The following is an 11,550-nucleotide window of genomic DNA, read 5'->3' as shown; positions in this document are numbered from 1 at the left end:
ACTATTCAGGAGGTTGTTAGTAGTGAGTCAGATGAATCCGTTGATTAACCGAATTCTTCAAAATATAGAAAAAGTAATGATTGGGAAAAGAAATGTTGCGGAGCTAAGCTTAGTGGCACTATTAGCTGAAGGGCATGTGTTACTAGAGGATGTGCCAGGTGTAGGAAAAACGATGATGGTCCGTGCGTTGGCAAGGTCTGTAAGTGCAGAGTTTCGTCGGATTCAGTTTACTCCAGATCTTCTTCCATCCGATGTTACAGGTGTATCAATATATAATCCGAAAGAATTGGAATTTCAATTTCGACCAGGTCCCATTATGGGGAATATTATACTCGCTGATGAGATTAACCGAACGAGTCCAAAGACACAATCAGCCCTGTTGGAGGGGATGGAAGAAAGCAGTGTAACCATTGATGGAGTTACACATAAGCTTGATCGTCCATTTTTTGTTATGGCCACGCAAAATCCAATTGAGTACGAGGGTACGTATCCACTGCCTGAAGCTCAGCTTGACCGATTTCTTTTAAAAATGAGAATGGGATACCCAGATCTAGATGAGGAAATGGAAGTCCTTTCTCGGGCGGAAAAGAGATCCCCGATAGCCGAACTACAGCCTGTGATTGACCTAGAGGAGCTAAGGGAGCTACAGGAAGAAATCCAAAATGTAATAGTGGATGATACAATTAAGCGCTATATCGTGGATATTTCTCATCGTACAAGAACTCATAGTAGTGTGTATCTAGGAGCAAGTCCGCGTGGGTCGATCGGTCTTATGAAAGCAGCGCAGGCTTATGCATATATGCATAACCGTGATTACGTGTTGCCTGATGATGTTCAGTATCTTGCCCCATATGTACTCGCGCATCGGATTATTTTAAAGTCAGAAGCGAAATTCGAGGGGATCACAGCAGAGGATGTTATGGCTCGAGTGGTGGAAAGAGTACCAGTTCCTGTCAAAAGGCTTGTGAAGTAATGAGACAGGTTTTTCTATCAATACAACATATTTGGAAACTCATCATTCTTCTATTTCTAATCGCAGTAACCTTTTCATATGCGATGTTCCAAGGTGGGTTTGTTAGTTGGTTTTTATTTTATAGCTTTGTTCCTTTTGCTTTGTACGGTCTTTTCTTGTCTTTATATTCGACTCGAACATTCAATATTAGTAGAGAGTTATCAAGGTTGGAATACAGTGCAGGTGAAACCTTAAAGGTCAAAATTCATTTGACTAGAACCAATTCCTTTCCGCTGTTTTATCTTATTGCAGAGGATCGATTAAGTGAACAGCTTCGTGGGAGTAATCAAAAAGCAAAAGTGCTTTTATTTCCGGGATTTAAAAAACAGCTTACGTTTGAATACGAGGTCCAGCAGGTACCCCGAGGGGAACATGTTTTTGAGTGTGTTCGTCTAAAGCTTGGAGATCCTTTAGGTTTAATAGAGAGACAAGTAGAATTTGATACAACCGATCGGTTCATTGTTTATCCTCAAATGGAGGAACTTATTTATCGTCCGCATTCCAATCAGTTTGACCAAGGAATGACCGCATCGAAAGAAAGAGTTCAACGAGATACAACGATGGCGATTGGGCTTAGGGAATATCAGCCGGGAGATAAGTTCTCATGGATTAACTGGAAGGCTAGTGCGAAGCGGAATGATCTGATGACGAAGGAATTTGAACAGCGCCAATCACATGATATTTGTCTTATTATGGATTGTACAAAGACTGAAGAGTTTGAAACCATTGTTTCCTTTACTGCATCCTTAGTTAAGGGGATCCTTCGTAAAGGGGCGCAAGTGGGTCTATTGACGTTAAGTAAGGATCGGCATTTCTTCCCTGTTCGCAGTGGGGAAGATCACCAGCAAAGTCTTTTTTATCATCTGGCTAAAATTAAAGCGGATTGTCAAGTATCCCTTGACCGAGTGCTAGGAGGAGAGAGCTTTCTTGGAAATCAAAATGCCTCTTTTATACTTGTGACCTCGAAATTAACGAAGCCTCTAATAGAGAAGGCGAGCTTTTTCTCTGGGAAAAAAGGGGCAGTGACTATTTACTTGGTGAAGAATCAAGGTGAGTCCTTGAATCAGTTAGATATATCATTGAAAGGTTCAGCGAATGCAAGAGGAGTTCGTGTTGTTCTTGTTCATGAAGGACATTTTTCTGATGTATTTTCGGAGGTGAGCAGGTAATGACAGAAGTGAAAAAGAAGCATGAAACGATGGTTACACTTTTTCTTTACTTGCTTGGGTTTTTGTTGTTATGGGAGTGGCTCAGGCCAGTTGATGAATTGACCAATACCGGAAACATTTATATATTTCTAGGTTTTCTTTTCCTATGTCTGGCCATATCTTTTTCAAAGATCCGGTTTTTACTAGGGGCGTTGTTGAAGACTGTCTATATCCTTTATTTTATTCACTACTATTATTTTGAAGGGTCGTTTTTTCAATTCTCATGGTTTTCACAGTTTCTGGACGACTTTATTCTAAACATAAGTTATTCGTTTCAGATGGAATGGACTGCGTTAACCTTTGTTTTTCGAAGTCTTTTATTTTTCATTCTTCTTTGGCTCATGGCCTATTTAATCAACTATTGGCTGATTATTCGTAGACAAATTTTTATCTTCTTTTTTATGACTCTTGTATATATTACTGTTCTAGATACGTTTACTCCCTATGAAGCAGACGGAGCCATTGTTCGAACGGTAGTTGTTGGTTTTGGCGTGATGGGAATGCTAACCTTCCAGCGTCTAGTAGAGAGAGAAGCAATTGGTAAGGGATTGGCTTCCATACGGAAGTGGGGCCTACCTTTGTTTATAATGATTGGGGCGAGTGTCGCTTTAGGGTTTGGCGGACCAAAAGCGGCACCGATTTGGCCCGATCCTGTTCCGTACCTGACTTCCTACTCAGAAGATAGTGGAGCAGGTGCGGGTGGACAGAGGGTAGGTTACGGAACGGATGATACGAGTCTAGGAGGTCCGTTCATTGGAGACGATACCGTTGTGTACGAGACGGAAGTGGACCAAAGGCATTATTGGCGAGTCGAAACAAAGGATATCTATACGGGAAAGGGCTGGGAGGTATCAAGCTCAGATGATCCTATTCCATTTACTCAAAATGAGGTGTTTCCAATTAGTTCCTTTAACCAAGAAGGGTTAGAGGTAAAGGAGCTAACGGCAAATGTATCCTCTGTTCGAAACTATCCGCATATTATTTATCCGTTAGGGCTAAAATCCGTCAGTACCGAGAATATAAGCAACTCCTTCCGTGTCAATGAAGGGCTCGAAAAGGTATATACATTAGAGGGTGGTCGAACAGCGTCGTTAGAGGAATACACAGTATCGTACGACATTCCGAGATACAGTGTAACTGCCATGAAGGCAACCGAAAGCTTAGAGGCATCCGGGTTAAGTCAAGAGTTTCTCTATCGATATACACAGCTCCCAGAAACGTTGCCACAACGAGTGAAGGACTTGGCACTTGAAATTACGGGTGAACAAAAGACGTGGTTTGACAAAGCGAGAGCAGTAGAAAAATATTTTGGGATGAACGGATTTACGTATGATCAAATGGACGTGGCTATACCCGGTGCGGAGGATGACTACGTAGACCAGTTTTTGTTTGAATCACTAAAAGGGTATTGTGATAATTATTCCACCTCGATGGTTGTCTTGTTACGCTCAGTGGGTATTCCCTCTCGCTGGGTAAAGGGCTATACAGAAGGGGAGTACCAGGGACCAACGGAGTCAGGAAAACGAGGCTATACGATTACGAATAACAATGCACATTCATGGGTGGAGGTGTACTTTCCTGAAGTAGGTTGGGTTCCTTTTGAGCCGACGCAAGGTTTTTCAAGTAACGTGCAATTTAACTTTGATGAAACCTCACAAAGTTCTACGGATGTAGAGACACCTGAAACTGAGGAACAGCCAGATGTGAAAAAACCCGAAACTCCTGAAGAAACCGTTTCCTCTGAAAGCTCTTTTTCCTGGAAGGGATTATGGGACAACATCGTGGCGGGCATGGTTGAGCACTGGAAGAAGGGGCTACTTCTTCTAGGTATTATGGTAGTCCTTGCATTTATTGCTTATAAGCTACGGTTAAAATGGCTTCCGTATGTACTGGTGCTAGTTTTTAGATTTAGGAAAAAGGATGATGATTTCTCCAGAGCCTACTTGGCACTATTAAAGCAACTTGATCGATATGGGATAAAGAGAAAGGACCATCAAACACTCAGAGACTATGCTGATTATGTCGATTTCTTCTTTTCCTCGAAGGATATGGGCACACTTACCTCTCAATACGAGAGATATGTGTACAAAGGAAAGCTGGAAGAAGGTTGTTGGGACCGTTCGCGTGAATTGTGGGAAAATTTAATTAAAAAGACAATCGCTTGACCGATAAAACGACATGTTGTTACAATAATCTCTAATATTATAAAAATGTATCTCTTCATATATCCTCGAAAATATGGTTCGAGAGTCTCTACCAAATCGCCGTAAATGATTTGACTATGAAGGCGGAGCTTTCTATGGTTGTTAGAGATATCAGCTAGAATTCTGCCTTCAAAAAATTTTTTTTGGAGTGGAATTCTAGCTTTTTTATTTGGTAAAAATAACGATGAGGTGAATGGGATGTCTGAAAAGGTAGGTTTATCAGGTCAGGAAATGGTCGTTGTATTGGACTTTGGAAGTCAGTATAATCAGTTGATTACTAGAAGGATTCGTGAATTTGGTGTGTATAGTGAATTGCACCCTCATACCATTACTGCTGAAGAGATCCGTCAAATGAATCCAAAGGGAATTATTTTATCTGGTGGACCAAACAGTGTATATGACGAAGGATCTTTCCGTTGTGACGAAGAAATTTTTGAGCTTGGACTTCCTGTACTAGGGATTTGTTACGGAATGCAGCTGATGACTACTCATTTTAATGGGAAAGTTGAACCTGCTACGCACCGTGAGTATGGAAAAGCAGCTATTCAAATTGAAAACAAATCCAAGTTATTTGCTGACCTTCCTGAGGAGCAAATTGTTTGGATGAGCCATGGAGATTTAGTAGTAGAAGCACCTCAAGGCTTTACTGTTGATGCAGTTAGTCCTTCTTGTCCGATTTCTTCTATGAGTGATGCGGATCGTAAGATGTACGGGGTACAATTCCATCCAGAGGTTCGTCATTCTGTTTATGGGAATGAGCTATTAAAGAATTTTGTATTCGGTGTTTGTGAATGTACTGGTAACTGGTCGATGGAAAACTTTATTGAGGTTGAAATGGAAAAAATCCGCCAGCAAGTGGGTGACAAAAAGGTTCTTTGCGCACTAAGTGGTGGTGTTGATTCATCAGTAGTCGCTGTACTTATTCATAAAGCGATTGGTGATCAATTAACATGTATTTTCGTTGACCACGGCTTACTTCGTAAAGGGGAAGCTGACAGCGTTATGAAGACTTTTGCTGACGGCTTTAATATGAATGTTATTAAAGTAGATGCAAAGGATCGTTTCTTAAATAAATTAGCTGGAGTAAGTGACCCGGAACAAAAGCGTAAAATCATCGGTAATGAGTTCATTTATGTGTTTGATGATGAAGCAACAAAACTTGAGGGGATTGATTTCTTAGCTCAGGGAACTCTATATACAGATATTATTGAAAGTGGTACGGCTACTGCTCAAACAATTAAATCGCATCACAATGTTGGTGGTCTTCCTGAAGATATGCAATTCACATTAATTGAGCCGCTTAACACATTATTCAAGGATGAAGTACGTGCTCTTGGTACGGAACTTGGAATTCCTGATGAAATCGTTTGGCGTCAACCTTTCCCAGGCCCGGGACTTGGAATTCGAGTGCTAGGTGCAATTTCTGAGGATAAGCTAGAAATCGTTCGTGAATCAGATGCGATTTTACGTGCAGAAATTAAGAAAGCAGGACTTGATCGTGATATTTGGCAATACTTTACTGTGCTACCAGATATCCGTTCTGTTGGTGTAATGGGAGATGCTCGTACGTACGATTATACAATTGGGATTCGTGCGGTAACATCTATTGATGGAATGACGTCTGATTGGGCAAGAATTCCATGGGAAGTATTAGAAGTCATTTCTACTCGTATTGTGAACGAAGTGAGTCACGTCAACCGAGTAGTATATGATATTACTAGTAAGCCACCTGCAACCATTGAATGGGAATAAATTCTAACAAAATACGAACAATAAAACGGACATTTGAAAAAATGTTCGTTTTTTTATATTGACGAAAATCCAAGTGCTTGGTATGATGAGAAAGTACTAATAAATGTCGTTTTTCGTCGTATAATCTTGGGGATATGGCCCAGAAGTTTCTACCGAGCTACCGTAAATAGCTTGACTACGAGGTGAGTGATAATAGGTCCTTTCTTTGACCTCTATTTCGCGAATCTTTGTTGTCAGGCGCTCCTTGTTTTGTTGGGGCGTTTTTTATTTTTCTAAAAATGGAGGAAAGAAAGAGATGAAAAAGTACTTTCAATTTGAAGAGCTTGGAACGAATTATCGTCGCGAGTTTATGGGAGGATTAACTACCTTCCTAGCAATGGCATATATATTAGTAGTCAACCCACTTACGTTGACACTAGCGGATGTACCAGATCTTCCTGATGCAATGCGTATGGATTACGGAGCAGTCTTTGTAGCTACCGCACTTGCAGCAGCGGTTGGGTCAATTATTATGGGACTCATAGGTAAGTTCCCGATTGCTTTAGCACCTGGTATGGGTCTGAATGCATTCTTTGCTTACTCAGTAGTATTAACTCATGGAGCACCATGGCAACATGCGTTAGCTGCTGTTTTTATCTCAAGTGTTTTCTTCTTATTATTAACCATTTCTGGTTTACGTGAAAAAATTATTAACGCTATACCTGTAGAATTAAAGCATGCCGTCGGTGCAGGTATCGGGCTTTTTATCACTTTTATTGGATTGAAAAATGCAGGCATTATCGTAAATAATGATGCAACATTGGTTGGACTTGGAGATTTAACAGCGGGTAATACTCTACTTGCCATTTTTGGTCTTCTTATTACAGTGATCATGATGACAAGAGGGATTAACGGGGCTGTATTCTTCGGAATGATTATTATGGTTATCGTGGGTATGATCTTTAATTTAATTGATGCACCTGAAAAGGTTGTTGGTGCAGTACCTAGTCTTGAGCCAACATTTGGTTCGCTATTCTCAGCATTTGGTGATCCATCTTTCTACACGGCTACTATGCTTGGGATCGTTTTAACTTTCTTATTCGTTGACTTCTTTGATAACGCAGGAACGCTTGTAGCAGTTGCGAATCAAGCGGGATTAATGAAAGAAGATAAGCTTCCTAATGCAGGAAGAGCATTATTTGCGGATTCTATTGCATCATTAGTAGGTTCTATCTTTGGAACATCAACAACCACTTCTTATATTGAATCATCTGCAGGTGTCGCTTCAGGAGCAAGATCAGGTTTTGCAGCTTTAGTGACAGCAGGATTTTTCTTACTATCATTATTTTTCTTCCCAGTTTTATCAGTTGTTACATCGCCTGTAACAGCTCCAGCATTAATTATCGTTGGGGTTCTGATGGTATCTTCTTTAGGGAAAATTGAATGGAATCGTTTTGAGATTGCTGTACCATCTTTCTTAACAATCATTGCAATGCCGCTAACGTATAGTATTGCAACAGGTATTGCAGCTGGGTTCATTTTCTACCCAATTACGATGATGGTAAAAGGACGTACAAAAGAAATACACCCAGTCATGTATGTATTCTTTGTCATCTTCTTGTTATACTTCATGTTCTTAACAGAATAGAAAAAAGGGTTGGCTACTTGTAGTCAACCCTCTTTTTTATGACGGTTTTTACAGAAATATGAATGCGTTTGCGTATTCTAATTGACAAGCATTTGTACGTTATATAACATTAACCTTGTTATGTCGAAGCTCTCAAATAAAGCGGGGAATTAAGATGTCTGGACTTATCATTAGCAAAAATTTAAATAATAATGTTGTGATAGCTGACCACTCGGATTATGGAGAGGTTGTTGTGATCGGTAAGGGCATCGGGTTTAACCGTAAAACGGGAGATGTCATCGACGAGGCGTCAGCAGAAAAACTATTTGTGTTAAAAAATGAAAAGGAACAAGAGAATTATATTAAACTCCTTCCTTTTGTCGAGAGTAATCTACATGAAGTGTTCATTTCTGCGATTGAGTTAATAAAGAAAAGAACGAATGCAGAGTTAAATGAGCATATTCATGTGGCGTTAACGGATCATTTAATGTTTGCAGTCAGTAGACTTTCAAATGGACTGGAAATGAGAAATCCTTTCTTGATAGAAACGAAAGCACTATATCCATTTGAGTATGAAATCGCAAAAGATGTAGTGACTATGATTAAAGAGAGTACAGGACTGGAGCTTCCTGAAGGGGAAGTAGGTTTTATTTCTCTGCATATTCATAGTGCGGTGATGAATCGGAATTTATCGGAAGTAAATCAGCACTCGCAACTGGTCACTCGTTTAATTGATATGATTGAAGAGCAACTCGAGATAGTAATTGACAAGGAAAGTATTGATTATATGAGGCTTGTTCGACATATTCGGTTCACCATTGAGCGTGTTCATAACGGAGAAAAAGTAGAAGAACCAGAAAAAATCGCAAACCTCTTGAAAGAGGAGTATCCGGTGTGTTACAATCTCTCATGGAAGCTCATTAAAGTGATGCAACAAGCTTTAAAGAAGACAGTATTTGATGCAGAAGCAGTGTACTTAACCATGCATTTGCAAAGGCTTCAAAAAAAAGTTAAATAAATCGAACTTATCTTTTATACGTGTTACTGATTCGATCAGGCATGAGTGAAGAAGATAATTGAAATTGAGATTTACGGGTATTATAACCTTGTAAGCTCTATTTTGATTCCTTTTTCTCTCATGTCTTTTTTGTTTTCTTTTTGCAAATTGGGGAACAACAATGAGCGAAACAAAATTTTTAGGAGGTTATACCATGTTTAAAAAGGTGTTTGGTGTTTTACAAAAAGTTGGTAAAGCATTGATGTTACCAGTTGCTTTGCTTCCTGCGGCAGGGATTTTACTTGCATTAGGGGCAGCGCTTAAAAATCCTGCGTTGTTGGAGTTAGCTCCATTTCTAGATAATGGTGGAGTAGCAATGGTTGCTTCAATTATGCAAAGTGCGGGGGATATCGTATTCGGAAACCTTCCTGTACTCTTTGCGGTTGGGGTTGCTGTTGGTTTAGCAGGTGGAGATGGAGTAGCTGGTTTAGCTGCCATCATCGGATACTTAATTATGAATGTAACAATGGGTACAGCTTTAGGCTTAACGGCTGAAGATGTAAACGGATTAAATTACTCAAGTATTCTTGGAGTTCCGACACTACAAACTGGGGTATTCGGTGGTATTATCGTCGGTATTATCGCAGCGGGACTTTACAACAAGTACTATGAAATTGAATTACCTTCTTACTTAGGATTCTTTGCTGGGAAGCGTTTCGTTCCAATCGTTACAGCTGCAACAGCAGTTATCTTAGGTCTTGTTATGTTAATTGTTTGGCCACCAATTCAAAATGGTCTAAATGCATTCTCGCAAAACATGGTTCATGCAAACTTGACACTATCAGCGTTTATCTTTGGTGTTATTGAACGTGCATTAATTCCATTTGGTTTACACCATATCTTCTATTCTCCATTCTGGTATGAGTTTGGTGAGTATGTAACAAAAGCTGGAGACGTGGTTCGTGGTGACCAACGTATCTTCATGGCAGAAATTAAAGATAATGTACAAAACTTAACTGCTGGTACGTTCATGACTGGTAAGTTCCCGTTCATGATGTTCGGTTTACCTGCAGCAGCATTAGCGATTTATCATGAAGCTCGTCCTGAAAGAAAAGTTGTTGTTGGTGGACTTATGGCTTCTGCTGGTTTAACAGCTTTCTTAACAGGTATTACAGAGCCAATTGAATTCTCATTCTTATTCGTTGCACCGGTTCTTTTCGGTATTCACGCAGTATTTGCTGGTCTTTCATTCATGACTATGCATTTATTAGATGTAAAAATCGGTATGACGTTCTCTGGTGGATTAATTGACTATATCCTATTTGGTCTAATCAACCCACAAACAAATGCTTGGTTAGTAATTCCTGTAGGTCTTGTATTTGCGCTTGTTTACTACTTCGGTTTCCGTTTTGCGATCCGCAAGTTTAACCTTAAGACTCCTGGTCGTGAAGTAGAAGAGGAAACAACAGAAGGAGCTGCTGGGCAAACTAGTGACCTTCCATACGATATCTTAGAAGCAATGGGTGGAAAAGAAAACATTTCTCACTTAGACGCTTGTATCACTCGTCTGCGTGTATCTGTAAATGATATCGGATCTGTTGATAAAGATAGATTGAAAAAACTAGGAGCTGCAGGTGTACTTGAAGTTGGTAACAACATTCAAGCAATCTTTGGTCCTCGTTCTGAAACAATCAAAGGTCAAATGAAGGACATCATGTCTGGAAAAAGACCAACACCAGCAAAAGCACCAGAAGCAACAAATGCAGCAGTAAGCACGACGGCTTCATGTGAAGATACTTTCGTTTCACCATTAACAGGTAACCTTAAGCCAATCACTGAAGTTCCTGATGCTGTATTCTCTGGTAAAATGATGGGTGATGGATTTGCGATTGAGCCAACAGAAGGTACAGTTGTATCACCTGTGAACGGTAAAATCGTTAACCTATTCCCAACAAAACACGCAATCGGAATTGTGTCTGATAGTGGACGCGAAATCCTAATCCATTTTGGTATTGATACAGTAAACCTAAAAGGAGAAGGTTTTGAAGCGTTAGTTGGTGAAAATGATACGGTTGTTGCAGGTCAACCATTACTTAAGGTAGATCTTGAGTATATTAAGAATAATGCAACATCAACCATCACTCCTGTAGTATTTACAAACCTTGCTGAAGGTGAGAAAGTTACCATCAACAAGCAGGGTGCTGTAACAATTAAGGATCAAAACATCATTTCAATTAACTAAGTAATTATTATAGAAGAAACTCGACCAGTCTTTCCTAGGGAAGGCTGGTTTTTTGGTTATTCTCGATCCGTGGAGACTGTCCGATTCGTATTAAGGTAGGTAGATTAGTTGAAAATCATAATTAAATTGTAGTGATAGCAAGTAACATAGAAGAATCGAAAAAAAACTTTAGTAATCGTAAGTAAATATTCAGGATACTACGTGAAAGTACTCGTTGCTTTCTCTTCGTTCTATGGCAAAATTACACTCGAACCAGCACTTTTGGTAGCTCTAGAGCGTTCCTCAACCAAGTTAGAACCTTTTTTAACCAAAAATCTCCTCCTTTAAGCTCCTTTTAGGTATCTATTGAAAGAGTTATTTTGGATATTATTACCACGGATACCTTGTTGACTCTCTAGGCTCACGATGGTATTATATAAAAACAGTCGCTGATGACGAGATAACAACTTAAAATTTTTTAAGAAAGTTGTTGACTTTAGGTGGTTGAGATGTTATTCTAATATAGTTGCTTCTGAGGGAGCAAAAGTTG

At 39.7% G+C, this 11,550-nt stretch carries 7 protein-coding genes and 2 riboswitches; all 7 genes read left to right on the top strand.

The genetic code is table 11. The annotated features are described in order from the left end of the window. The first annotated feature begins 31 nt into the window (after positions 1–31). The 7 genes from BKO01S_RS17585 (at position 32) to ptsG (ending at position 11,021) form a co-directional block, all read left to right on the top strand. Complete coding sequence (locus BKO01S_RS17585) at positions 32–973, top strand: AAA family ATPase (RefSeq protein ID WP_066057340.1); 942 nt, start codon at positions 32–34, stop codon at positions 971–973. Beyond that, the gene (locus BKO01S_RS17580) at positions 973–2,181 is read left to right on the top strand and encodes a DUF58 domain-containing protein (protein WP_066057150.1); all 1,209 of its coding nucleotides are present in this window, start codon (positions 973–975) and stop codon (positions 2,179–2,181) included. Before BKO01S_RS17585 ends, BKO01S_RS17580 begins: the two co-directional genes overlap by 1 nt. Next, complete coding sequence (locus BKO01S_RS17575; RefSeq protein ID WP_066057147.1) at positions 2,181–4,385, top strand: transglutaminase TgpA family protein; 2,205 nt, start codon at positions 2,181–2,183, stop codon at positions 4,383–4,385. The genes BKO01S_RS17580 and BKO01S_RS17575 overlap by 1 nt, the downstream gene beginning before the upstream one ends. A 35-nt stretch (positions 4,386–4,420) precedes the next feature. Then, a riboswitch (purine riboswitch) is annotated at positions 4,421–4,522 on the top strand. A 100-nt stretch (positions 4,523–4,622) separates the two neighbouring features. Continuing rightward, positions 4,623–6,176 (top strand): glutamine-hydrolyzing GMP synthase, encoded by a 1,554-nt coding sequence (gene guaA, locus BKO01S_RS17570; RefSeq protein ID WP_066057337.1) that lies wholly within the window; start codon positions 4,623–4,625, stop codon positions 6,174–6,176. 96 nt (positions 6,177–6,272) lie between these two features. Beyond that, a riboswitch (purine riboswitch) is annotated at positions 6,273–6,374 on the top strand. A gap of 97 nt (positions 6,375–6,471) precedes the next feature. Beyond that, entirely contained in the window at positions 6,472–7,803 is a 1,332-nt protein-coding gene (locus BKO01S_RS17565; protein ID WP_066057144.1) for an NCS2 family permease, read from the top strand. 154 nt (positions 7,804–7,957) lie between these two features. Beyond that, positions 7,958–8,800 carry a glucose PTS transporter transcription antiterminator GlcT gene (gene glcT / locus BKO01S_RS17560; protein ID WP_066057141.1) on the top strand — a complete coding sequence of 281 codons (843 nt, stop codon included), beginning with the start codon at positions 7,958–7,960 and terminating at the stop codon, positions 8,798–8,800. A 193-nt stretch (positions 8,801–8,993) separates the two neighbouring features. Further along, entirely contained in the window at positions 8,994–11,021 is a 2,028-nt protein-coding gene (gene ptsG / locus BKO01S_RS17555) for a glucose-specific PTS transporter subunit IIBC (RefSeq protein WP_066057138.1), read from the top strand. Positions 11,022–11,550: the final 529 nt, after the last annotated feature.

It is taken from the genome of Robertmurraya korlensis NBRC 107688 (genome assembly GCF_001591645.1).
In the GTDB taxonomy this organism is placed as follows: domain Bacteria; phylum Bacillota; class Bacilli; order Bacillales; family Cytobacillaceae; genus Robertmurraya_A.
The sequence above is the reverse complement of the archived record's forward strand: the minus strand, read 5'-3'. Positions and strand labels throughout refer to the sequence as shown.

Coding starts and splice junctions, on each gene's coding strand:
- BKO01S_RS17585 (WP_066057340.1), top strand. CDS start 32: ATGAATCCGTTGATTAACCGAATTCTTCAAAATATAGAAAAAGTAATG.
- BKO01S_RS17580 (WP_066057150.1), top strand. CDS start 973: ATGAGACAGGTTTTTCTATCAATACAACATATTTGGAAACTCATCATT.
- BKO01S_RS17575 (WP_066057147.1), top strand. CDS start 2,181: ATGACAGAAGTGAAAAAGAAGCATGAAACGATGGTTACACTTTTTCTT.
- guaA (WP_066057337.1), top strand. CDS start 4,623: ATGTCTGAAAAGGTAGGTTTATCAGGTCAGGAAATGGTCGTTGTATTG.
- BKO01S_RS17565 (WP_066057144.1), top strand. CDS start 6,472: ATGAAAAAGTACTTTCAATTTGAAGAGCTTGGAACGAATTATCGTCGC.
- glcT (WP_066057141.1), top strand. CDS start 7,958: ATGTCTGGACTTATCATTAGCAAAAATTTAAATAATAATGTTGTGATA.
- ptsG (WP_066057138.1), top strand. CDS start 8,994: ATGTTTAAAAAGGTGTTTGGTGTTTTACAAAAAGTTGGTAAAGCATTG.